A 24,514-nucleotide genomic window follows, 5' to 3' on the forward strand; every position below is an offset into this window, starting at 1 on the left:
AGGGTAGAGTCGTCCTGGGCTAGAGCTGAAAGTCTTGGTTGAAGGTGTTACGGGTCATGGGTTGTCTAATCTCCAGCCCCTCTCCCCCTAGCAGGGTTAAGGCTTGGCCATCGACGGACAGCCAGACCGAGGCACTCGGATCAAAGGCGGTGGCTGTGTAGATCACCTGGCCCAGACGACCGATCATCGAGGCACTGCCGCCACCGGTTTCAAAGGCACTCGATAGGTTGACATGCACCCCATCCGCCTTCACTTCGGCTGACAATAGGCGAGTGTCCTCAGGAATGGTGCTAAATGCATCCTGACTGGGGTCTCCAGACTGAGCCAGCAGGGCCTCAAAGGCCGCTGCCACCTGGGCTGATGAGGAAGCATCCCTGGGGATAGCCACCGTTTGGGGCACCAACTGGAACCCAGTGCCATCATCCTTGAGCCAGTAAACTTGGGTATCCACATCAGCGGACGGCGCCTGGGCCACGGGGTCGGAATCAGGGGTGTCTGGGGTTGCAGCTGAATCATCCGGGGTGGTTGTATCCGGTAGGGGGGTAGTGATTTCAGGCGGAATATCCAGGGTAGGAAATTCGGCCACGGGTGGTCTGGGATTCAGGGTCCGCCAGGTGAACCAAGCCACCGAGCCCCCTGAAGCCAGAACCAGGGTAATCAGGCCCACTAAAATACCCAGGGGAATTTGCCGGAGTCTAGTTTTGTAGTCCATGGTGGGTCTCCCAAACGAGATGATGGCGCCGAGGGCTCGATCTGAAAGCTCTAGTTCGATCTTAGGCTAAGTTTTAGGCTAAGGGAGAACCTGAGACCTCTAGGGGGGGGATGGGACAGCTTGTGTAGCTGTCTGCCCCGCCAGCAGTGGCGAGGTTGGCTCTATTCTGGCAAAGATAACCAGATCTAGCTCATTGTCTCGCACTTTAAACTCCAGCACCCGGGCGATTAAGCCCAGGGCTTCTAGACGCTTGAGCGTTAACTGGTTGCTGATGCCATCCACCACAGCCGTCAGCAGTTGGGGCGGGATGTCTTCCCCATCGGCGGTGAGGACCGGGTCAACCAACTGGAACCGATGGCCATTGACAATCGCGAGTCCTAGATCGATCACAAGGGCAATATCTTCGTTAGCCACCCGGTCTTGCAAATCGACCATGACGCGCAGGCGATCGCCCTCTAGAAACACCACAGATGGATTGGCCAAACCATAGCGGTTAAGCTCGCGATCGTCCACCGGCCCAGGCAGACTAAATCGCAGCGTTTGTAGCCAATCGTCTACCTGGTCCGACTGCAGAAACTGGTTAAAATCATCCGCCTGGAACCGCAGCCGCAGGGCCGCCTGGGCCGGTTCGTCCAGCACCAATTCCCCCCGCTGTAGGCGACCCACGTCAATATCCACCACGTCTGTTTCTAGATCAATGGCGGCAATGCGCAGATCCGGCAATTGTCGTAAATAGATGCCCCGCCCGGCCACCCGAGCCTGATCGATCCGGCCACGCAAAATCTGGAAATTGGGGACATTGTCTACCCTGACCTGAATTTGTTCTGCCCCGGCCAGTTGATCACGAATGGCGTTGACCGCCAGGGAATCGACCACTGTCCCCACTGGGGCCACAATCGCCAACAACGTCGCCACAATTGCGGTCAAGATCTCCATCAGCCAATCAACTCCTCATCGATCCAGCTTTTAATCAGGCTGACCACAGCGGTAATCGCCACCTCCTGCACGATGCCTGTGGCCCGTTCCGCTACTTCCACCTTGCCGTCGCCCAGGGCCCGCCCGGTGACAATCCGATAGGGAATGCCAATTAAATCGGCATCTTTAAACTTGACCCCAGCCCGCTCATTGCGATCGTCCAGCAGGGTTTCCACCCCAGCGGTATTCAGTTCCTGGTACAGCTTGATGGCTGCCGTGACTTGCAGATCATCCCCCATGTTAGGAATCACCACGATCGCCTGGTAGGGGGCAATGGCCACGGGCCAGATAATGCCATGTTTATCGTAGGACTGCTCCACCGCCGCCTGGGCCAGCCGGGATACCCCCACCCCGTAGCAGCCCATCATCAGCGGTAGCTCTTCCCCAGACTCGCTGGTGTAGGTGGCCCCCAGGGCCTGGGAATATTTCGTCCCTAGCTGGAAAATATGGCCAATTTCAATACCCCGAGCTGTTTCTAGGGTTTGGTTAGGATCATGGCAGGCGCGATCGCCCGCCATTGCCTTGCGCACATCCACCACGGTTTTGGGCTGGGGAAAGTCCGTTCCCCAGTTACCCCCCACGGTGTGGTACCCCGACCGGTTAGAACCCGTGACAAAATTTTTCAGATTAACCGCCGTTTGATCAATCAGCCGCAGAAACTTGGGCTCTAAGTCGCTTACCCCCGGTTTAATGTAGTCATCAGCCAAGTTAGGAGCAATATAGCCCAGGGGCAAGGGTCTGGCGGCCCAAGCCTGTTGGGCGTCAGCATCAGGCACCTCCAAAGACAGCAGGGTTGTCCCCCCATAGTTAGCCGCCAGATTGGTCAGAGCGTTGGTCAGCTTCACCTCGTTCACGTCCTGATCCCCCCGAATACTGACCAGCACCAGCACCCGCTTACCACTGTCAAATCCGGCTTGGTAGAGCACGTTTTTGACAATTTGCGTGGGGGAACACTGGAGAAACTTAGCCAGCGATTCAATGGTCGGGGTGTTAGGGGTATCTAGGGTCTCAAAGGTGGTAAACGGCGATGGAGCAGCGTCCACCGGTTGAGAGACCGCCTTTTCTACATTGGCGGCATACTGACCATCAGCGGTGTACAACACCTCATCTTCCCCGGCTTCCGCCAACACCATAAACTCGGTGGACCCCGACCCACCAATGGCCCCAGAGTCGGCATCTACTGCTCGAAACTCTAGGCCACAGCGGCGCAGGATATTGCTGTAGGCATCGTACATATCCCGATAGGTTTGCTTCAGGCTAGGGGCATCGGCATGGAAGGAATAGCCATCTTTCATGATGAACTCCCGGCCCCGCATCAACCCAAAGCGGGGACGGATTTCATCCCGGAATTTGGTTTGAATTTGGTAGAGATGCAGCGGCAACTGCCGGTAGGAGCGGATCATATCTCGAGCTATTGCCGTAATCACCTCTTCGTGGGTCGGCCCTAGCCCCATCTCCTGCTGGCGGCGGTCTACCAGGGAGAACATGATGCCCTCGGCCTTGGTATAGGTATCCCAGCGGCCTGACTCTCGCCAGAGATCAGCGGGTTGCAGCTGCGGCAGGAGACATTCTTGGGCCCCGGTTGCGTTCATTTCGTCGCGGACAATGGCCGAGATTTTGGTCAGCACCCGCCACAGCAACGGCAGATAGGCATATACCCCGCTGGCAACGCGACGCATGTACCCGGCCCGCAATAGCAGCTTGTGGCTCGGAATTTCAGCCTCTGCCGGGTCTTCCCGCAGGGTTACAAACAGCATTTGGGACAAGCGCATGTACGGGAAATCTCCAACGTGATTAGGGGAAAGGGGGAATGGCTCTGTGGCACTAACTCTGTGGCACTGAATTAAGGCTGGTGGGCACTACCCTAGGGCTGATGGGTCAGTGGGTGCCCTCTAAGCATAATAAAGGACAGGCTATCCCTCTGAATCGTCTGAACCGCCTGAATGTCCGCTAAAGTGTCTAAACAGCTTGGGTGATCTTTCGGGACCACTGCGATCGCGCCCTGACATTGGTCGGCGGCATCATTGGGCTAGCCCCTGCATCGGTGGCTCAGGACTTTTGAGTCATCAGGCCGGGAAGTGCCACTGCTGGCGTTGGCCCATCCCTAATCGTCTCTTGTAAGTTCTGCAAATAATGAAAAAAGTTTTTGTGCTCGATACCAACGTATTGCTCCATGATCCGATGGCAATGTTCAGGTTCGAGGACAACGATGTGGTTTTACCGATCACCATTATTGAAGAACTGGATCGGTTCAAAAAAGACACTGATGACACCGGTCGCAACGCCCGCTATGTGTCTCGCACCCTAGATGACTTACGCCAGCAAGGGTCCCTGGTTCACGGCATCCCGTTAGCCGAAGGCGGCTCCCTGAAGGTGGCCCTGTGCCACCGAGACACCCTGATGCAGTTGCCCGCCGAACTGGAAGGGGATAAGGGGGATAACGCCATTTTGGCCGTGGCCATGGAGTACCGCCATCAGTATGATCTACCGGTGGTTCTGGTTAGCAAAGATACTAACCTGCGGATCAAGGCTGACACCCTGGGGTTGGTGGCTGAAGATTACGAAACCGATAAAGTTGACATTGACGATCTCTATACCGGCACGATTGAGGTGATGACCTCGGCTGAGGCCATGAGCGAGCTATTTGGGGATGGCCATTTACACCTGGACCGGCCGTTTTACCCCAACCAGACGATCACCCTGGTGGATGAGGCTAACCCGACCCACACCGCCCTGGCCTATGTGCAGGGGGAGCACGGCAAGCTCTTACCCCTGGGCAAACTGCCCCATAGTGGGGTGTCACGGGTCCAGCCGCGCAACCGGGAACAGCGCTTTGCCTTTGAGCTGCTGCTACAAGATCATATTTCCCTGGTCACCCTGGTGGGCAAGGCGGGCACCGGCAAAACCTTACTAGCGATCGCGGCGGGGGTGCAAAAAGTCGCTGACGAGCGGCTCTACTCGCGGTTGTTGATTGCGCGACCGATTGTTCCCCTGGGGCGCGACATTGGCTACTTGCCGGGCGACATCATGGAAAAACTCAACCCCTGGATGCAGCCCCTTTACGACAACTTTGACCTGATTTTTGGTACCCAGGACACTCGAGGTAAGCCTGATCACTGGCGACGTGGCCACCAGGACATGATCGATCAAGGACTACTGCAAATTGAACCGCTGACCTACATTCGGGGGCGATCGATTCCCAAGCAGTTTTTAATTGTCGATGAGGCCCAAAACCTTACCCCCCACGAGGTGAAAACCATCCTCACCCGGGCTGGGGAGGGCACCAAAATTGTGCTGACTGGCGATCCTGAGCAGATCGATAATCCCTATGTGGACGCCTCTAGCAATGGCCTGACCTACGTGGTGGAACGGTTTAAGGGGGAAGCCCTGGCGGGGCACATCACCCTGACCAAAGGGGAGCGATCGGCGCTAGCGGAGCGATCGGCGTTGCTGCTTTAGGCAATTTGCTGCTTTGGATGACACAAAACGTTACAAAATTTGGTGGCTTGTCATAACCGGTCTGTGTCTGTAGGGTTGAATACCTGGATCCCTTAACCTTTCTTGAATAGAAATTAACCTTTATGGGAACCTGCCCAGGGCCAGGAATGAACCTGCTAGGATCGCCACCAATAGACTAGAACGGGAGATACTATGACTCGCTTTCTTGTGGCAACCGTCGATGGAGCCAGGGCTAGTTTCTTAACCTTAGAGCCGCTGATTGCTCCAGAGTTTGAGTCAGGCCCGGATTTGATTGAGCGCTGCACCCTAGCGAATCCAGCCCTGGAAATGGCCGGTCAAGAGTTGTGGGCTAACTCCAAAACCGGGCGCAACCGCAGCAGTGGCAGCAAGGGACACAACTACGACGACCACCGCAACAACCACCTGGTGGAGTTCGAACGGCGCTTTGCCCAGGCGATCGTCAGCCGCATGGATGAACTGATTGCGGAATATAGCTTGAATACTGTCATTCTGGTGGCTGAGCCCCAAATTCTTGGTATTTTGAGAGAAACCTTACACAGCAGCAATGGCCGCTCAGTCCAGATTCACGACATGGCCAAGGATTTATGCTGGATGAAGCCCCGGCAACTGCACGACTACCTGGCGCAAAAAGACCTGCTGCCCGCTCACCAGGTGGCGATGACCGGTAGCCGCGCCCGGTAAGCGAGGCGATGGCGATCGACGTTGCGCTAACGACTCTCAGCGGTAATCTCATCTAAAATCACCTGGGCACCTTCGGCTCGCAGTTGCTTTGCGAGTTGGGTGCCCAGGTCATCGGCCGTTTGGGCGGGCCCCTGGACCGTGTTCTGAATCACCCGTTGGCCATCTAAGCTGGCCACCAACCCGGTCAGGGTCAGGGTGTCGTCCTCCAGGACGGTATTTACCCCAATCGGCACCTGGCAGCCCCCTTCCAGCTCGCGCAAAAAGGCCCGTTCCGCCAGACAGCGGGCGGTGGTCGGTGCGTCCGATAGCACACTCAACAGAGCCAGGATTTCTTCATCCCCGGCTCGACATTCAATCCCCAAGGCTCCCTGCCCCACCGCATGGAGGGAGATGTCAGCGGGCAAGATTTCATGGATGCGATCGCCCATATCCATCCGCTGTAAGCCAGCTACCGCCAAAATAATGCCATCGTAGCCCCCCTCGTCTAGCTTGCGCAGGCGGGTATTCAGGTTGCCGCGAATATCTTTGAAGGTCAGGTGGGGGTAGTGGTGCCGCAGTTGGGCCAGCCGCCGCAGGGAGGAGGTGCCAATCACCGCCCCTTCTGGTAAGGTGGCCAGGGTTTTATCCTTATTTTTCTCGTGCATCACCAGGGCATCGGCGGGGTCTTCCCGCTTAGTGACACAGCCCAGCATCAGCCCCTGGGGCAGGCGGGTGGGCAAGTCTTTGAGGGAATGGACCGCAAAGTCACTGTCTCCCCGCAGCATCGAGTCTTCCAGTTCCTGGGTGAACAGCCCTTTGTCGCCAATTTTCGACAGGGAAACATCCAGGACCTTATCTCCCTGGGTGTCCATGGTGACCACCTCAAAGGCCAATTCAGGGAAGTGCCGCTGTAACTCATCCCGCACCCAGTGGGTTTGAATCAGCGCCAGCTGGCTCTTGCGAGACACGATCCGAATGGTGCGCTTGGGGGTAGAAACGGTAGAGGATGCGGTGGATTGCATAGTCCGTGAAAAAAGGGTTGCTAACGGGTATCAGAATACAGATGAAGGGTTGAGCCGAGACGCTGAACTGGCCGCTGAAACGATTCAGATACCTGGACTCGATATCTGGACTGCGCCGCTTCTGGGGCTAAACCGGCTCACCGTCACCGAATCTTAAGGTTACAGTAATCTGGTTCTCTGGTTAGGACAGCCGGGCTAGATGTTAAGGGGTTGTCACACTTACGGCTATGATCCGGTGCAGAGGCGTCTACACTCTGAGACTGGGCTCTGGGACTTGATCTGGAATCTATGTTTGTACCAACCACCAACGGCAGCGAATAGGGGTTACTGGTTTGATGTGTGTGCGGCTTTTCGATCACAAGTGGCCCCTACCGCCCTGGCGGGGATGGGTGTTGGCCATTGGTCTGGGCTTCGTCATCCTGGGGCCGCTGCCGCATTCTCCGCTGCGGCCTACTTTGGTTCAAGCCCAAGCGCTGCGGCCCGAGTTGCGCGATCCCTTTTTGGCTGACCCCCTGGAGGACGATCCCCGGGACCCGCTGTTGCCGATGCCATTGGTGGATCGCCCCCTCAGCCCGCTGGAGCTGTTAGCCTTGGAGGCTGATCTGGACGAACGGTTACAGGCGGCGGAGGCGCTACTGGCGGCTGGCCAGGATGACGAGGCGATCGCCCTGTGGTTGCAGGACGTGCGACTGCGGCGGTTACTGGGGGTGGATGCGGAGTTGGCTGCGATGCAGCGGTTGGCCCCTCGCCTGCGCGATCGCAATGCCACCGAATCCCTACAGCTCCTCTCCCTACGGTTAGAGGTGGTGCAGGCCGCGTTGGCGGCAGCCGACAGCCTCACCCCAGAGCGTCAATTGCTTTTAGCAGACACCTACCGCCAGTTGGGCAACTCCCCGGCGGCGATCGCCCTGCACCAGGATCTGGCAGAACAGGCCCAGGCCGCCGGTAACCTGAGGCAGTATCAAACCCAGCTGGAAACCGTGGCCGACCTGGAAGCCCGCCAGTTTGCCTTTGCCGCCGCCGCCACCGCCTACGGTGACCTGGCCGACTTGGCCCAAACCGCCGAAAACCAGAGGGACGAAACCCGTTACCTGAAGGCTCGTATCCATAACCTGGAGCAGGGACAACGCCTGGAACCAGCCCTGGAGGCACAGCAGCGCTTACTGGCCCTCTACACCGCAGATGAGTCCCAGTGGCCGTTGATTCCGCCGTTGCAGCACCAAATGGCCCAGAACTACCGGGCTCTGGGCAACCTCGATACCGCTTCTCGCTCTTACCAGGCGGCCTATATTAATGCCATCGACCAGGACCAGTTCAATGTGGCCGCCGAGGCGATCCGGGAGCTGGCCGACCTGTACAAAACCCTGGAGCGCTGGGCTGACGTGCGCTACCTTTACGAGCAGCTGATTTTGGTGGAACAACAGGCCTTCAGCGCCTATGGACTGATGGATGCCTTTGACCAGTTAGGGCAGCTGTACGAACTCATCGATGATCCCGAGGCAGCCCTGGAGGCCTATCGAGAGGGGTTGATTTTGGCCCGACATCTGAACCATCGTCAGGACTACTTTGAAATGCAGATTGATCGACTTACCGAGGAGACAACCTAACTATGGTGGTGGAATGGTTAACCTTCGCTGTAGATCCTGACCATCGGGAAACCTTTATTCAGGTAGATAATGACATCTGGACGGCCTCCCTCAGCCAATACCCGGGGTTCATTTCTAAAGAAGTGTGGATTTCCCCCGATCTGCTGGACCAGGTGGTGTTAATCATGCGCTGGCAAACCCGGGACCAGTGGAAAGCCATTCCCCCTGCCGAACTGGACGCCATCACCCAACGGTTTGACGCCGCCCTGCCAGGGATCAGTTACCGGATGATTGATGCCCGGGAATACCAGGTGCGGCGGTACCCTGAAATGTACTGAAGAGGTTGGTCTAGTATTGCCTGGTAGACATATGACCACTGTTGCTGAGGGTGTCAGGTGTCAGGAATGGTGGGCTGACTTATGCCTCAGAGCCTCGGAGTACTAGCTGCCATCGACAGGATGGCATTACCGTGTCGAAATAGGGGCTAATAGCCCAGTTGATCGTCTACCCCAGAGAGATGTTCTGTGCCTAGCGTTAACCCCCTCAAACAGGCCATTGTGACCTGGCCCCACTGGCGTACCCTGGCCCTGTATGGCCTGCTGCTGCTGATCGCGATCGCCATGGTATTTCCGATGGTGTGGCTGTTCAGCACCTCCTTCAAAGGCCCGGAGGAAAGCCTGCTGACCACCCCACCCCAGTTGATTCCCCGAGATCCTACCCTGGACAACTACCGTCGGGTGTGGCAGCAAAACCCCTTCGGCCAATACTTTCTCAACAGCACCATTGTGGCCGTGCTAACGGTGGTGATTAACCTAGTGCTATGCTCCCTGGCCGCCTATCCCCTGGCCCGGTTAGCCTTTCGGGGCCGCGATTTGATTCTGGCGCTGATTGTGGCCACCATTATGATTCCCTTTCAAATCGTGATGATTCCCCTGTACATCCTGGCGGTGAATCTGGGCCTGCGCAACACCTATGCTGGGCTGATCCTGCCCTACCTGGCCTCTGCCTTTGGCATTTTTTTAATGCGCCAGGCGTTTCAGGGGGTGCCCAAAGAACTGGAAGAAGCCGCCCGAATGGACGGCTGCTCTGACCTGGGCATCTGGTGGAATGTGATGATTCCCGCCACTCGCCCAGCCCTGGTTACCCTGGGCATTTTCGTGTTTATCGGCACCTGGAGCGAGTTTCTCTGGCCGCTGATTTTGCTAGACCGGCCGGAACGCTATACCTTGCCCCTGGGAGTGGCCCAGTTGGCGGGCAGCTTTTCCCTGGACTGGCGATTGGTGGCCGCCGGGTCAATTTTGTCGGTCCTGCCTGCGATCGCGGTGTTTGTGCTGTTGCAACGGTTCATCTTGCCCACGGAAACCAGCAGCGGTGTCAAAGGGTGAGGCACTGACAGACCAACCAACGGCTGAAAGATGGCTCTACCACAGCGATCGCCGCTCGACACCTGCTATACTACTCAACAGTAATACATAAAGTTTTGTATTGACTGCCCCGGATTTGCCCCTGAGTTGTTCGTTATCGGTTTATGCCCATGGTTTCTTCCGCTCCGGCCCAGACGTCTGCCGTTGCCGATAGTGATTGCCTGTTGGTCAAGCTTTCCCCAGATACCCTGCAACTGGTGGCTGACTTTTTTAAGGTGCTGTCAGAGTCCAGTCGGCTGCAAATTGTCTGCTCCCTCAAGCAGGGGCAGAAAAATGTGTCTGAAATTATTGAAGCCACCGGCCTGGGGCAGGCCAATGTGTCTAAGCACCTGAAAATTTTGGCCCAGGCCGGGATCGTCAGCCGCCACCAGCAAGGGGTGTGCGTTTACTACAGAATTGCCAATGCCTTTGTGTTTGAGCTTTGCGAACTGGTCTGTGACTCCCTGTCGGTACAGATTCAGCAACAGTCTGAGAAGATTGCCCACCTTGATGCCTTTCGGCAGCCGTCTAGTTAGGGGCAGGTGTTAGGTGTTAGGTTTCGAGCTGACCCACCCCTGCCTACTTCGACAAGCTCAGCACAGGCCTCCCAGGAGGGGATGCTGAAACCGGAAATTCAAAATCCAAAATTCGGACTGACCCACCCCTGCCTACTTCGACAAGCTCAGCACAGGCCTCCCAGGAGGGGATGCCAAAATCCAAAATCCAAAATCCAAAATTCTCCTCCTTCCCCATTCCCCCACCAGGGCGGACACACAGGTCCGCCCCTACGCATCCACCCTACCCTGCAGGAAGCCGCTCCGCGTCTACCACCCATCCACCCCATCACCCCATCACCTCCCCACCTTCCCCATCCACCCATCCACCCTACCCTTCGGGAAGCCGCTCCGCGTCTACCACCCATCCACCCCCTCCCCCCATCCCCCCACCACTCCCCCTCCCCTCCCATGTTGCAAAAGTCTCTCAAACTGTCGCGGGTGATGCTGTCGGTCTACTACGCCTATATGGTGGAGTACCGGGCTGAGCTGTTGTTTTGGGTGTTGTCGGGCACCCTGCCGTTGATTCTGATGGGCCTTTGGGCTGAGGCCGCCCAGGGTGGGCAGTTTGCCCTGGGCCCCACGGAGCTGGTGCAGTATTTTCTGGCGGTGTTTTTAGTGCGCCAGTTCACGGTGGTGTGGGTGATTTGGGAATTTGAGCGAGAGGTGGTGGAAGGTAAGCTATCCCCCTATCTGTTGCAGCCGGTGGACCCGGTATGGCGGCACTTCTTTAGCCATGTGGCTGAACGGTTTGCCCGGTTGCCGTTTGCGTTTGTGCTGGGGGGGCTGTTTGTCGTGCTTTACCCAGATGCGGCTTGGTGGCCTACCCCTGGCAATCTGGGGCTGGGGCTGTTGGCGGTGATACTGGCGTTTTGTCTGCGGTTTGTGATGCAATACACCTTCGCCCTGGCGGCGTTTTGGACTGAGCGGGCCACGGCCATCGAACAGTTTTCGTTTTTGCTCTATACCTTTTTGTCGGGGATGATTGCCCCTTTAGCCTTGTTTCCTGATAATGTGCGGGCCGTGGTGCTGTGGACCCCTTTCCCCTACTTGATTTACTTTCCGGCTAGCCTGTTGACGAATCAGGGAGACGATATTGTGCAGGGGTTTGTGGTGATGCTGCTGTGGGGCAGTGGCTTTTTTGTGCTTAACCGCTGGCTGTGGCGGCGGGGGCTGCGGCAATACTCTGGCATGGGAGCTTGATGGATGCAACGGTATTGGCAGGTGCTGCGGCTATTTTGGGGTACGGCGATCGCGGCTGAACTAGAATACCGGCTCAATTTTATTGTGGCCACCGTCACCAGCCTGGGCGGGCTGGCCGGTAGTTTGTTTGGCTTGTTTTTGTTCTACCGCACTGGCTACCAGTTCCAGGGCTGGAGTTGGGAGGCGGCGCTGCTGGTGCTGGGTACTTTCACCATGCTTCAGGGGTTCTCGGCCATGGTGCTGATCCCTAACCTGAACAAAATTGTCACCCAGGTGCAGGAAGGAACCCTTGACTTTGTGCTGCTCAAGCCGATTAGTTCACAGTTTTGGCTCTCCAGTCGGGTACTGTCCCCCTGGGGGCTGCCGGATGTGCTGTTTGGCGCGATCGCGATCGTCTACGGCGGCACTCAACTGGGTCTGCAACCCTGGAACTATCTGGTTGCCCTACCGCCTTTGGCCTTTGGGGCCATCAGCCTTTATAGCCTCTGGTTCATGTTGGGGGCCACCAGCATTTGGTTTGTCAAAATCTACAACGTCACCGAGGTGTTGCGCGGGCTGCTGGAAGCGGGCCGTTTTCCAATCGTGGCCTATCCGACCGCCTATCGCGTATTTTTTACCTTCATCATTCCAGTGGCGTTTCTCACCACTGTGCCAGCCCAAACCATGCTGAACCAATCAGGGGCAAGCTGGCTCCTGGCCTCTGGAATTCTGGCTGGGGCGTTGCTGTGGCTCTCGAATCGCTTCTGGCGGTTTGCCCTGCGATATTACACCAGCGCTTCTAGCTAGAGGCTAGTGGTCTATCAAGTTAAAGATGACGGGCTGAAAGGGTTTACGGTTCACGGGTTAAGGTCTACGGCTGGCCGTGAACCGCAGGCCGTAAGCCGTAAACCCCGGTTCGCAGCACCCGCCATGATCAGATTGACTGAGCACTAGTCAATTCTAAATTTGTAGGTTGGGTGGCGCGCCAGCAGAACCCAACCAGGCTGACTGCTGTTGGGTGACCCTGCGTTTCACTCAACCTACGGGACTGATTGGCCACGTTTTTTGGGACCTCCAGAGACAGAACCCTCCTAAGGAAACAGTGCTCCAATCGTAGGGTGGGCTCTGCCCACCAGCCCCAGGAAACACCCTCACAAGGTTTCTTCCTGCTCCATCGAAGGGCACCGCCGTTAGTCAACCGCTGGGATCTATACCGGCGTTCTAGTGGGTGATTCGAGGGCTCGACTAAGCCAACAGCCCGCCAAAAATAAATTTTCGTAACGTTGCATAAAACAGCTGGTTAACTCCCCATACCAGGGTAGGAGGAAGCCGAGTGCATCCTAGTTCTGGGATGCCATAGGGCGCTGTGGTAACGGCCTGGCGGCGATCGCTGGGGCTACCGCAACAGGTCCCTTGGCCTCGGCATCGAACTCATGCTGGCAACCAATACGTAGGAGGATGAAGTGTTTCAGGACACAACAATTGACATCCGTGGCCGTTTAACCGGGAGGTACTGGGGTAGTCTGTCCCTGCACGCGGACAAGTTGGGCTAACCCCCTTTGGAGCCATGACCTTATCCCTACAGGAGCTGATCACCGCTGTACAGGAAACCCCCTGGACGACTGAACCGGGGCGGCGCTACCTGGAAGAGTTGATTGGCCGCATCTTGAGAACCCCCTGTTTCTATCGCTCAGCCAGATCGCCCACGGCGGTGGTGATGGAGATTAACCAGCAACTGCGATCGCAGCTTTACCAGGACCTGGCCACCGCTATCCAGCACTACCCCAGGCGGCTCTCCCCCCGGGAGTGGGTTGAGGCCAAACGCCGTCAGATCTATCGAGCCGTACTGGATGACCACTGCCTCAACCGGCTGGCCTGGCAGGCCCAGGACTTTTTCCCCGAAAGCCCCCAGCGGCGACAGGCCCTAAACGAGCTGATTGAGGCCATCCAGCGCTCGGAAAAGCTGGCCCGAAATCGTCACCACTCCCCCACCTACGACGAAGCTGTGAGCCTTACCCTCAGCCATGTCTACGAAAAAATTGACCAATACGACCGGCAGCGCAGCAACCTCATGGGCTGGGTCAACTACTGGCTGGGCATTCACCTGCGCCAGGCGGAAAAAGACCAGCTTGACCCCCTGAAGAGCAATTTCATGGCGCGACGGTTGCGGTGCAAAGCCTGGTTAACCCGCCTCGTCAAAAAAATCCGCCAGGAAGATCTAGACCGTTGGCTGTTCTTGGTTGGCCTGCGCTGGGATCCTGCCTCGCCTATTTTTGCCACAGGCCTGTTGGTGCTGGTGGGGTGTCTGTGGCTGGCCCGCCTGCGGATTGTGAACCCACCCCAGGCGAATGCCCTGCTGTTTATTCTGGCGGATAGCCTCCTGGGCATCCAGATCTTTATGGATTCCCTGGAGGACAAAGAGATTGCGGTGCCCACTACCCCTAAGGCCCTTAGCGATGGCGATCGCGTGTGGCTATACCTGATGAAGGATCCCCGTAACCGCTGCCAGGAGCACATCCGAGGCAGGCCCGATGTCACCTTTCAGATAATTGCCCTGGCTTACATGGATGGCGTCCCCTGGAACACCTTCTCCCAGCAGGTTGACGTCCCCGTCCCTACCCTCAGCAGCTTCTACCAACGCCAACTGGAAAAACTAAGCCCCCTAATTCAGCAGGATTTAGAGGAATTAGATGATGAAGACCTGGGCGATTTAGACGATTTAAACGATCCCAATGACCCAGATGACTTAGACAACCCAGGCGATTTAGAAGATCCAAACAATCCAGACAACCCAAACAATTTAGAAGATCCAGACGATTGCCCAGATACCCGTTCTCCACCTTAAGCCTTCGTAGGGTGGGCACTGCCCACCACTCAATAAACCTGTCCCACAGTCCTCGTAGGGTGGGCACCGCCCACCACTCAATAAACTTGTCCCACAGCCCTCGTAGGGTGGACACCGCCCACCACTCAATAACCTTGTCCCCCAGTCACCTTAAATGCCCCAGACAACCCAAACGATTAATTGCACCAGACTGGCCAAAACCGCCATGATTATTGATATCCCCTTCCCCAAACCTTGTCTGAGCCCTACCATGATCCGCCTGACCACCACCGCCCATCAGTGGGCTGCTCAGTTTTGTAACCAACAGCGCCAGCCCCTGAAGGCTGAGCAGGTGTATCGCAATACCCTGGCTGTGTGGGCCGTCCACGAACTGCTTCGGGTCGAGGGCATCGACAGCGACCTGGAGGCCAGCCATAGCTGGAATCTGATCTTTCAAACCTGTAGCGACGCAGCCGACCTGGTGCTGCCCAGCCAAGGTCGGCTGGAATGTCGCCCCGTGGACCCAGACGCCGCTGTGATGGCCGTCCCCCCCGAAACCTGGGAAGATCGCCTGGGCTATGTGGCCGTGCAATTGGACGACGCCCTGGAAACGGCGATGGTGTTGGGGGTAGTGGAATCGGTGCAGCAGGAAACCGTGGCCCTGGCGGACCTGCAAGACTTTGCCCCCTGGCTAGAGCGCTTGCGCCCCCAGAAAACATCCCCCCCAGTTCCTGCCCTCACCCGCCTGCAAGACTGGCTGCAGGGCCAGCTCGACCAGGGCTGGCAAACCCTGGACAGCCTATTGCAGCCGCCCACCCTGGCCCTGAACCCCCGCAGTGACCTGACCACCCGCGATCGCCCCCTGATCCGCCGAGCCAAACCCCTGGCCCTACCCTCCCTGGGGGAGGCGCAGATTGTCCTGGCGGTGGCCGTGCTACCCCAAGCCGCCCCCTGGCCGATCGCCGTCAGCCTGGGCCCCCTACCCCCAGTCCAGTATCTGCCCCCAGACCTGACCCTGTCGGTGCTGGACCCAGACGGCGTAGCGGTGATGCAGGCCCAGTCCCGGGCCACAGAGCAGCTAACCCTGGAGTTTACCGGCGAGCCCGGCGATCGCTTCAGCGTCCAAATCACCCTGGGGGCCACCACCCTCACCGAAGCCTTTGAGATTTAAGCCTCTCGGTAACCAGATCCCAGGGCTCTAGTAGGGTGGGCACTGCCCACCACCCTCAAGAAACGCCATCACCAGGTTTCTTCCGGCTCTATCGAAGCCAGATCCCAGGGCTCTAGTAGGGTGGGCACTGCCCACCACCCTCAAGAAACGCCATCACCGGGTTTCTTCCGGCTCTATCGAAGCCAGATCCCAGGGCTCTAGTAGGGTGGGCACTGCCCACCACCCTCAAGAAACGCCATCACCGGGTTTCTTCCGGCTCTATCGAAGAGCATCGTTGTTCGTCAGCCACTGGGATCTTGGGGACTCATAACCAGCCAGATCCCAGGGGTCTAGGGTAGCCAGTCCCTGGTTCTGGTGGGCAGTGCCCACCCTACTTCTGCCTTCTGGTTCTGGTGGGCAGTGCCCACCCTACTTCATCCTTCTGCCTTTTGCCTTCATCCTTTTACCATGTCTCTCAAACGTGTTGTCCTCACCCTCAACGGCGATCTCACCCAGGGCTTTCAGGTGCGCCTAACCCTGGGCAGCCTGACGATCGCCCCCTCTACCCCCGCCACCTACACCCCCCTGGTGGAAACCACCGGCCAGTTGCCCCCAGCCCCGGCCCTGGGGCAGGCCCTCCAGGACTGGCAACAGGTCTACCACCAACTGCTGCTGCCCACCCGGGCCCTGCGGCCCCAGCGGATTCGCCACGATGGTTCCCTGGATTTGAGGACCGACTGTCGGCGGTTGGGGGATAGGGTGATTGCGCAGTTTCAGCGGTGGTTGCAGACGGAACCCTTTCAGCCGATTAACCTGCGCCTGCGGGAAGAACTGCATCGGGATGAGCCGATTCAACTGCTGATTCGCAGCTCCAATCCTGACCTGGCCCATCTGCCCTGGCATCGCTGGGACTTTGTGGAGCGCTATGGCCAGGTGGAGGTGGCCTTTAGCCCCCCCGATGCCGACCGGTTGGCGGCCCCCACCCCTGACCCCACCGCTGGTAAGGTGCGGATTCTGGCGATTTTGGGCCACAGTGCCGAGATTGATGTCAGCCGCGATCGCGCCCTGCTGCAAGCCCTACCCGATGCCGATGTCACCTTTTTGGTGGAGCCCGACCGGGGGCAGCTCACCGATCAGCTGTGGGAGCAACCCTGGGACATTTTGTTTTTTGCCGGTCACAGCACCACCGATGCCCAGGCCGGGCGGCTGTACATCAACGCCACCGACACCCTGACCATCGACGAGCTGCGCTACGGTCTGCAGCGGGCGATTGCCCAGGGGCTGCAGTTAGCCATTTTTAACTCCTGCGATGGCCTGGGGTTGGCCCAGGCCCTAGGGGATTTACACCTACCCCAGATGATTGTGATGCGGGAGCCGGTGCCCGATGCGGTGGCCCAGCAGTTTTTGCTGTACTTTTTGCAGGCCTTTGCCGCCAACATCCCCTTTTACCAGGCGGTGCGCCAGGCCCGGGAGCGGCTGCAAGGTTCAGAGCAGGCGTTTCCCTGTGCCAGTTGGCTGCCGATGGTGTACCAGCAATCTACTGCTCTGCCCCCCAGTTGGGCCGATTTAGCCCAGCGCGATCGCCCTACCCCCCATCGCCCTAATCCCCTGTTGGCGCTGGTGGGGGGTGGTCTGGTAGCGGCCCTGGTGGTGGCGGCCCGCCTGGCGGGGCTGTTGCAGGGGGCGGAACTGGCGGCCTATGACCAGCTAATGCGCCTGAAGCCGGACCAGGGCCTGGATGATCGGCTGTTGATGGTAGAAGTGACTGCCGAGGATGTGGCGAACCAAGATCCGGACGAACGGGGCGAGGCGTCCCTGTCCAATGCAGCCCTAGAACAGGTCCTGGACAAGCTCTTAGAGCATCAGCCCCGAGCCGTTGTCCTCGATATTTACCGGGAAGCCAGGGTGGGTGAAGGCCATGAAAATTTGGTCGATCTGCTACAACGACAGCAGGTGGTGTTCCCCTGTAGTCAACCCCTGGAAGAAGGTTTTGGGGTGCGTCCGCCCCCGGAACTTCAGCCCGATCAATACAGAATCCGCCTGGGGTTTACTAATTTTCCGGCGGATGATGACGATGTTGTTCGCCGCCAGTCCCTCTATCAAGTGCCGGCAACCACATCGAACTGTCCAGCCGAATACTCACTGGCTCTGCAGGGTGTCCGCCACTATCTCCATGGCGAAGGCATTGGGCTGGAGTGGACAGATGAGTCGATTTCCGCCATTCAATTTCAAGAGACTGTCTTTCCTCGCCTCCACCCCCACTTCGGAGGCTATCAGGGGGTAGAAGATACTGGGGAGCAAATTATGCTGAACTACCGCTCCTCGGCCCAGGGGGTGGCCCCAAGGGTTTCCCTCGGTGAGGTTCTGACCGATGAGGTGGACCCCAGCTGGATTGAAGGCCGCCTGGTGCTGATCGGCACCGTAGATCCCAGCTTTAAGGATGATCACCTTACGGCGGGGCACGGCAAAATGCGCGGTCTTCATATCCATGCCCATGCAGCCAGCCATTTGTTAAGCGCAGTATTGGACGGACAGCCCTTAATTTGGACCTGGTCAAACCCGGCTGAAATGGCCTGGATTGTCGCCTGGGGGGTGACGGGGGGAGGCATTGCCTGGGGCGTTCAGTCATTGAAGAAACGTAGCCTGGCGATCGCGACCGGGATCGTGCTGCTCTATGGTGGCAGCTACGGACTGTTTTTGTTGGGGGGCTGGGTTCCCTTAGTGCCAGCGGTGCTGGCCTTGACAGGCGGTGTGGTGGGAGGGGCAATGATGCCATCCCTGCTGAGCCGTACCCAGACGAACGATTAGACCAATTTGATTACGCGAGGATTATTCGCCATGAAATTTCGTTACCAACCTTCGGTTTTGGGCTTAGCCATGGGCCTGGGTTTGCTGACCAGCCTGGGACTACAGCCGGTCCAGGGAACTGAAGCCCCTGGAGCCCAGGTGAAGGCAGAAACGCCCATTCAAGATCCTGACCCACCGGCTAGCGCCAACCGGGGTGCCCCGACCCGCCAGGTGGATGCAGGCACTCGCCGGTCTTGCGGTACCTTTGACCCCACCGAAACTGGCTTCTTAACTGCTCTGATTCCGGGGGATGGCCCAGCCCTGACCCTGGCCTCCCACCCCACGTTTTGGGCCTATGTCCCCTTTGATGCCGACGATGTGGATGCCATGGAACTCTCGGTGCGCCCGGTGAATGAGGCTGACATTGCCACCGTCGATATCCCGGTGCCCGAGGCCTTGCCGGGGGTGGTGTCGTTGCCGATGCCCGAAACTGGGGCCGCCCTGGAGCCAGATGTGACCTACCAATGGGTGCTGCGAGTCTACTGCCGCAACGCCCCCCAGCCCATTCCTGACTTTCATGTCATAGGGGCCGTCCACCGGGTAGAAGCCAACACCGCCCTACAACAGACCCTGGCCCAGGCCGACTCGACGGCAGAGAGGGTGGCGGTCTACCAGCAGGGTGGCCTGTGGTATGAGGCGCTAACGACGCTGGGCCAGCAATACAAAATGGAGCCGGATAATTCCGCGATCGCAACTCAATGGGCCACATTTTTGGAAAATCTGGAGATCGACTGGCAAACCTTTAACATCGAATTCGACCTCACCACCCAACCCATCGTGATGGAATAAAAACCCGTAAGGTGCATTCGCGGCCCCATCTTTCGGGCAACCTCCCGCCTCTAAAGTTAAGCCGCAATGCACCGCCCTAGATCTAAGTACACATAAGTCCTGAGACCCTTGTGGGCAGGGCTTTCCCTCCATCCCCCATCCCCTTCCTCCCAAAACGGGAGGAAGGGGGGCCGGAAACAGCCAGAAATGCTTGTCTTGCCTCCCCCACTCTACGAGAAGCAAGCTACGCCCATTTTTGGGAGAGGGGGACTGAGGGGGTGAGGGCCAAGATGTGTGTACTTAGTAGCCCAGAAAGGGACAGCAAGCCTGGGGATGCACAGCCCCTAAGCCGGTAGCATTCGATTTTTAACCCCCACCATGAAGAACCCCCTCACAACCTCCCCAGCGATCTGTCTAGCCGCCTGCCTGGTGGGGGCCAGCCCGGCATTGGCCACTGCCCCTGACCCCGAACCCATTAACCTGGCCCAAATTAATCAAGATTCAACCTATCTCTCAGTCGCCGACTCTTTCTACCACCAAACCGCCGATCTCTATGAAGCAGGAGACTACGAACAGGCCCTGCGCCTATCCCAACGCGCCCTCGCTATTCGAGCTGCCCGTTTAGCCCCCGACCACCCGGCCATGGTCAGCAGCCAGAAACAGCTCGCAGCCCTTTACCAAGCCACTGGCCAAGCTGAAGAGGCGGCCCGTTTGGAGGAACAACTGGCAGCGGTGCCACCCCAACCAGACAACGGTGGTGATGCTGCTGTGGATCGTTCCAGTGAGGACAATGCACCAGAATCATCCCCACAGCTAGCCGAGGCGGAGGATTTACTTCAGCAGGCCATAGAGCTCTATGAAGCCGGCCAATACGCCGAAGCTATCCCCTTGGCTGAGCAAGTCCTCGCTATTGTTGAAGCGCAATTAGGCTCTAACCACCCTGATACTGCTGGCAGTTTATCCTGGCTAGCGGCCCTTCATCATGCAATAGGCCGATATGTCGAGGCAGAGCCTCTGCATGAGCAAGCCCTGGCAATTCTTGAAACCCAGCTAGGTCCAGACCATCCCCGTTTGGCTACCAAGCTGAATAACCTGGCGGAGCTGTATCGGGCGATGGGCCGTTATAGGGAGGCGGAACCTCTCCATAAGCGGGCCCTGGCGATTCATGAAGCGCAGTTAGGTCCCGACCATCCGAGTGTAGCCACCAGCCTGAATAACCTGGCGGTTTTGTATCGAGCAATGGGTCGTTATAGGGAGGCAGAAACCCTATTTGAGCGGGCCCTGGCGATTCATGAAGCGCAGTTAGGCCCCGACCATCCAAGTGTGGCTGCCAGCCTGAATAACCTGGCATTGCTGTATTGGACTATGGGTCGTTATGGCGAGGCGGAACCGCTATATGAGCGGGCCCTAGCGATTGTTGAAGCACAGTTAGGCCCCGACCATCCCGCTGTAGCTACCAGCCTGAACAACCTGGCGTTGCTGTATAAGGATATGGGTCGTTATGGGGAGGCAGAACCGCTATATGAGCGGGCCCTAGCGATTCGAGAGGAACAGTTAGGCCCCGATCATTCCGATGTGGCTCAAAGCCTGAATAACCTGGCAATGCTGTATCAGGAAATGAGCCGTTATGGCGAGGCGGAACCGCTATATGAGCGGGCCCTAGCGATTGTTGAAGCACAGTTAGGCCCCTACCATCCCCATGTGGCCACCAGCCTGAATAACCTGGCGTGGCTGCATCAGGCTAGGGGGCATTATGGGGAGGCAGAACCGCTATATGAGCGGGCCCTAGCGATTGTTGAAACACAGTTAGGCCCCGATCATTCCGATGTGGCCACCAGCTTGAATGGTCTGGCGGAGATGTATCAGGATATGGGCCGTTATGACGAGGCAGAACCGCTGTTTGAGCGGGCCCTAGCGATTGCTGAAGCGCAGTTAGGCCCCTACCATCCGAGTGTGGCTGGCAGCCTGCATAACCTGGCAGGGTTGTATCGAGCGATGGGCCGTTATAGGGAGGCAGAAACCCTGTTTGAGCGGGCCCTAGCGATTCGTGAAGCACAATTAGGACTCGACCATCCAAGGGTGGCCACCAGCCTGAATAACCTGGCGTTGCTGTATCTGGATATGGGTCGTTATAGTGAGGCAGAAACCCTATTTGAGCGGGCCCTGAAGATTCGTGAGCAGCAGTTAGGACCCGACCATCCAAGTGTGGCCACCAGCCTGAACAATCTGGCGTTGCTGTATCTGGATATGGGCCGTTATGGCGAGGCAGAAACCTTTGTTGAGCGGGCCCTGAAGATTCGTGAGCAGCAGTTAGACCAGGATCATCCTAATGTCGCTGACAGTCTGTATCTCCTGGCGGCGCTGTATCAGACGATGGGCCGTTATAGTGAGGCGGAATCCCTATTTAGCCGAGCGGTTGATATCGAGGAAGCCAACTTAGCCCGCCTGCTGGCCATTGGCTCTGAACCCCAGAAACAGTCCTACATGGCCACTTTGACTGGCACAACCTACGCCATACACACCCTCGCCCTACAACTCGACAGCCCCCAAGCCCCCCACCTGGGCCTGACCACCCTACTACGTCGCAAGGGCCGCATCCTGGATACAGTGACCGATTCCCTGCGAATTGTGCGCCAGGAATTGGCCGATGACCCCGAGGCCCAGGCTCAACTGGATGAGCTGATCGCAGTGCGCAGCCAACTGGCCACCCTGGTCACCCATGGGCAGGGGGAGCTGGAGCCCGAACAATACCGCCAACGCTACGATCACCTCGTCCAGCAAGAGCAGGATCTAGAAAGTCGCCTCAATCGCCTCAGTTCAGCCTTTCAGGCGGTGAATGAACCTGTCACCATCGCCGCTGTGCAGGCCCAGATCCCCGACGATGCCGCCCTAGTGGAATTCGTCCGGTACCGCTCCTATGACTTTGAAGCTGAGTTCATAGATCGCTGGGGAGACGATCGCTATGCCGCCTACATCCTCAAATCCACAGGCGAACCCCAGGTAGTTTATCTGGGCCCTGCCGAGGCAATCGTTTCCCTGGTGAGGGACTTCCGGTGGGCGCTCCAAGACTCTTCCCGGGAAGCCACAAAAACGGTCCATCCCAGTGGTCGTGCCCTCTATGCCCAAATCCTCCAGCCCCTGTCTGATTCCCTCAGCGAGGTCGATCACCTACTGCTCTCCCCCGATGGAGCCCTCAACCTGATTCCCTTTGAAGCCCTGGTCACCGACCAGGATCGCTACCTGATCGAAGACTACCGCCTGTCTTACCTCACCTCGGGCCGTGACCTGGTGCGCCTCGGCGCCCTGCCCAATAGCCAGAACCCGTCGCTAATTGTGGCCAACCCCGACTACAACCAAGCCGACACCCCAATCGCCGCTACCCCCGCCACCACCCGAGGTCAACAAAACCGCCGCTCTGCTGACCTGGCTACCCTATCGTTTGGGGCGCTGCCCGGCACCAAGACGGAGGTGAACGAACTGAAAGCCCTCTTCCAGCAAACGGCGTTGCCCCTTGATGTGCTCACGGGCCGCCAAGCCACCGAAACCCAGGTGAAGCAGGCCCAGGCCCCCAGCATTCTGCACATTGCCACCCACGGCTTCTTTCTGCCCGACCAGGAAGTAGAACTTACCCCAGCACCAGGATTTGGCCGCCTGGGGGATACCCCACCACCGGTACTCAACATCGAAAACCCGTTGATCCGCTCGGGGCTGGCCCTGGCGGCGGCAAATCCTCCCCGCCCTGCCCTGGACGCCAACGAAGACGATGGCCTGTTAACTGCCCTGGAACTGGCGGGCATGGACCTCTACGGCACTCAACTGGTGGTGCTCTCGGCCTGTGAGACTGGGGTGGGCGACAACAGCAGCGGCGAAGGGATCTACGGCCTGCGGCGGGCCCTGGTGATGGCCGGGGTGCAAAGCCAGGTGGTTAGCCTCTGGCATGTGGCCGATGACAGCACCGCCACCCTGATGAGTGACTACTACCAGCGGCTGCTGGACAGTGAAAATCCCGCAGGTCGCCATGAGGCGTTACGGGACGCGCAATTGGCCATGCTCCACGGCGATGACACGACCCGCCGTCATCCCTACCACTGGGCAGCGTTCATCGCCTCTGGAGACTGGCGTCCCCTGGAGTTTTAGCGGTCAGGAGGATTGATCAATCTCGGCCTTACCCAGTAGACCCAGATCCCAGGGTTCTTCAATCCATTAGCCATAAATTGCAGAGGATGTTAGGGCAGAACCCTGGGATCTATCGCCACTCTGGGATCTATCGCCTCAGATCGTAGGGTGGGCTCTGCCCACCAGCCCCAGGAAACGCCCTTACAAGGTTTCTTCCTGCTCAATCGAAGGGCACCGCCATTAGTCAACCGCTGGGATCTGAACCGGCGTTCTAGCGTTAAGGACTCCTTTCCAGGAAACGAAGCTGCTGTTCAATGATTTCCAGTAGCTCCAGTTGCTCTTGTTCTTTGGCCAGGTCTCTGGCCCTAAGTAAGGAATCAATGGCCTCTTGGCGATTGCCTTGCTCTAGCTGCGTCAGGCTGCGTTGAAATAATATGGACGGATCATTTGGTGCCCAGTGCAGGGCTTCGGCGTGGTTTTCCATGGCCGCTTCAAGCTGCCCTAGCTGGGTTTGCGTCAGAGCCAAGGCGCTATAGGTGCGGGCGCGGAAGGGATTGATTTCTAGAGACTGTTCAAAGTGGACGATCGCGTTTGTAAGATCCTCTTGGCGAGCAAACAAAACCCCCAGGTTGTGATGAACAGCGGCACTGTCGGGGTCTAGCTCTAACGCTCGTTCATATTTAGCTTTGGCGTCCGTCAGCTCGTCCTGGTGAGCCAGGGCAATGCCCCATGAATTGTAGGCACTGGATAGGTTCGGATTGCGATCGAGGGCTTGCTGAGCCGCCGTGATTGCCGCCGCCGACTGACCATCCCTCGCCAGAGCAAAGCTCAGGACACCATAGGCATGGGCATTATCAGGTTCCAGGTCGATGGCGGTCTGGGCGGTATCGATTTATGGCTCGCATAAGTAGGTAGGCTCAATTATCTTGTAGACGGGTTGTCTCCCTTCGGTATAAAATCAGCGGCGGGTGTGACGTTTGATTAGCCCCGGCTACTTATAAGTAGGTCAGCAGAATCTTGTGTGGGAATGGTTAGGCCCCGCCGTAGCGCATTAAAGGCTTGCCTCCCATGGGTTATGCTTCGCCAACCCATCCTACGGTAGTCTGAACTTGGAGTTGGTTTATTTCATCTTCAGGAGTAGACAAAAATGGCCGATAGGGGGTGTGATTTAAGCCGGGAAACCCTCTAAGTGAAAGGGACTGAGGGTTTGTGCTTTTAGTGACTGACGGGCAAGG

At 57.9% G+C, this 24,514-nt stretch carries 18 protein-coding genes; 13 read left to right on the forward strand and 5 right to left on the reverse strand.

Annotated elements, in window-relative coordinates; genetic code table 11:
* Positions 1–19: 19 nt before the first annotated feature.
* From E1H13_RS18140 to E1H13_RS18150, 3 genes are all read right to left on the reverse strand, one after another.
* Positions 20–712: a GerMN domain-containing protein gene (locus E1H13_RS18140; RefSeq protein WP_169615263.1), complete on the reverse strand. Its 693-nt coding sequence runs from the start codon at positions 710–712 to the stop codon at positions 20–22.
* A gap of 99 nt (positions 713–811) precedes the next feature.
* Positions 812–1,648 carry a DUF2993 domain-containing protein gene (locus E1H13_RS18145; protein WP_169615265.1) on the reverse strand — a complete coding sequence of 279 codons (837 nt, stop codon included), beginning with the start codon at positions 1,646–1,648 and terminating at the stop codon, positions 812–814.
* Positions 1,648–3,459: a proline--tRNA ligase gene (locus E1H13_RS18150; RefSeq protein ID WP_169615267.1), complete on the reverse strand. Its 1,812-nt coding sequence runs from the start codon at positions 3,457–3,459 to the stop codon at positions 1,648–1,650. The genes E1H13_RS18145 and E1H13_RS18150 overlap by 1 nt, the downstream gene beginning before the upstream one ends.
* 361 nt (positions 3,460–3,820) lie before the next feature.
* Between E1H13_RS18150 and E1H13_RS18155 the strand changes: the two genes are divergently transcribed.
* The gene (locus E1H13_RS18155) at positions 3,821–5,146 is read left to right on the forward strand and encodes a PhoH family protein (protein WP_169615269.1); all 1,326 of its coding nucleotides are present in this window, start codon (positions 3,821–3,823) and stop codon (positions 5,144–5,146) included.
* 192 nt (positions 5,147–5,338) lie between these two features.
* On the forward strand, positions 5,339–5,848 hold the full coding sequence (locus E1H13_RS18160; RefSeq protein WP_169615271.1) for a host attachment protein: 510 nt from the start codon (positions 5,339–5,341) through the stop codon (positions 5,846–5,848).
* A gap of 26 nt (positions 5,849–5,874) precedes the next feature.
* Here the strand turns inward: E1H13_RS18160 and hemC are convergent, their stop codons facing one another.
* Positions 5,875–6,849 carry a hydroxymethylbilane synthase gene (gene hemC, locus E1H13_RS18165; RefSeq protein WP_169615272.1) on the reverse strand — a complete coding sequence of 325 codons (975 nt, stop codon included), beginning with the start codon at positions 6,847–6,849 and terminating at the stop codon, positions 5,875–5,877.
* Positions 6,850–7,190: 341 nt separating this feature from the next.
* On the opposite strand from hemC, the gene E1H13_RS18170 reads away from it, so the two are divergent.
* The 11 genes from E1H13_RS18170 to E1H13_RS18220 all read left to right on the forward strand — a co-directional run bounded on the left by E1H13_RS18170 (position 7,191) and on the right by E1H13_RS18220 (position 23,300).
* Positions 7,191–8,456: a hypothetical protein gene (locus tag E1H13_RS18170; RefSeq protein WP_169615273.1), complete on the forward strand. Its 1,266-nt coding sequence runs from the start codon at positions 7,191–7,193 to the stop codon at positions 8,454–8,456.
* 2 nt (positions 8,457–8,458) lie between these two features.
* Positions 8,459–8,773 (forward strand): TIGR03792 family protein, encoded by a 315-nt coding sequence (locus E1H13_RS18175; RefSeq protein ID WP_169615274.1) that lies wholly within the window; start codon positions 8,459–8,461, stop codon positions 8,771–8,773.
* 282 nt (positions 8,774–9,055) lie between these two features.
* Entirely contained in the window at positions 9,056–9,820 is a 765-nt protein-coding gene (locus E1H13_RS18180) for a carbohydrate ABC transporter permease (protein ID WP_169615288.1), read from the forward strand.
* 149 nt (positions 9,821–9,969) lie between these two features.
* Positions 9,970–10,374, forward strand: coding sequence for a metalloregulator ArsR/SmtB family transcription factor (locus E1H13_RS18185; RefSeq protein ID WP_278002528.1), 405 nt, complete (start codon positions 9,970–9,972; stop codon positions 10,372–10,374).
* Between the two features lie 429 nt (positions 10,375–10,803).
* Positions 10,804–11,595 carry an ABC-2 family transporter protein gene (locus tag E1H13_RS18190; protein ID WP_169615276.1) on the forward strand — a complete coding sequence of 264 codons (792 nt, stop codon included), beginning with the start codon at positions 10,804–10,806 and terminating at the stop codon, positions 11,593–11,595.
* 3 nt (positions 11,596–11,598) lie between these two features.
* Positions 11,599–12,381, forward strand: coding sequence for an ABC transporter permease (locus E1H13_RS18195; protein WP_169615277.1), 783 nt, complete (start codon positions 11,599–11,601; stop codon positions 12,379–12,381).
* 760 nt (positions 12,382–13,141) lie between these two features.
* Positions 13,142–14,419 (forward strand): hypothetical protein, encoded by a 1,278-nt coding sequence (locus E1H13_RS18200; protein ID WP_169615278.1) that lies wholly within the window; start codon positions 13,142–13,144, stop codon positions 14,417–14,419.
* A gap of 154 nt (positions 14,420–14,573) precedes the next feature.
* On the forward strand, positions 14,574–15,569 hold the full coding sequence (locus tag E1H13_RS18205; protein ID WP_169615279.1) for a DUF1822 family protein: 996 nt from the start codon (positions 14,574–14,576) through the stop codon (positions 15,567–15,569).
* 447 nt (positions 15,570–16,016) lie between these two features.
* Positions 16,017–18,356 carry a CHASE2 domain-containing protein gene (locus E1H13_RS18210; RefSeq protein WP_169615281.1) on the forward strand — a complete coding sequence of 780 codons (2,340 nt, stop codon included), beginning with the start codon at positions 16,017–16,019 and terminating at the stop codon, positions 18,354–18,356.
* A 30-nt stretch (positions 18,357–18,386) separates the two neighbouring features.
* Positions 18,387–19,184 carry a DUF928 domain-containing protein gene (locus E1H13_RS18215; protein WP_169615283.1) on the forward strand — a complete coding sequence of 266 codons (798 nt, stop codon included), beginning with the start codon at positions 18,387–18,389 and terminating at the stop codon, positions 19,182–19,184.
* 357 nt (positions 19,185–19,541) lie between these two features.
* Positions 19,542–23,300 (forward strand): CHAT domain-containing protein, encoded by a 3,759-nt coding sequence (locus tag E1H13_RS18220; protein WP_169615285.1) that lies wholly within the window; start codon positions 19,542–19,544, stop codon positions 23,298–23,300.
* 256 nt (positions 23,301–23,556) lie between these two features.
* Here E1H13_RS18220 and E1H13_RS18225 read toward each other — a convergent pair whose 3' ends face one another.
* Positions 23,557–24,171 (reverse strand): tetratricopeptide repeat protein, encoded by a 615-nt coding sequence (locus E1H13_RS18225; RefSeq protein ID WP_169615290.1) that lies wholly within the window; start codon positions 24,169–24,171, stop codon positions 23,557–23,559.
* Between the last annotated feature and the right edge of the window lie 343 nt (positions 24,172–24,514).

It is taken from the genome of Nodosilinea sp. P-1105 (assembly GCF_012911975.1).
In the GTDB taxonomy this organism is placed as follows: Bacteria; Cyanobacteriota; Cyanobacteriia; order Phormidesmidales; family Phormidesmidaceae; genus Nodosilinea.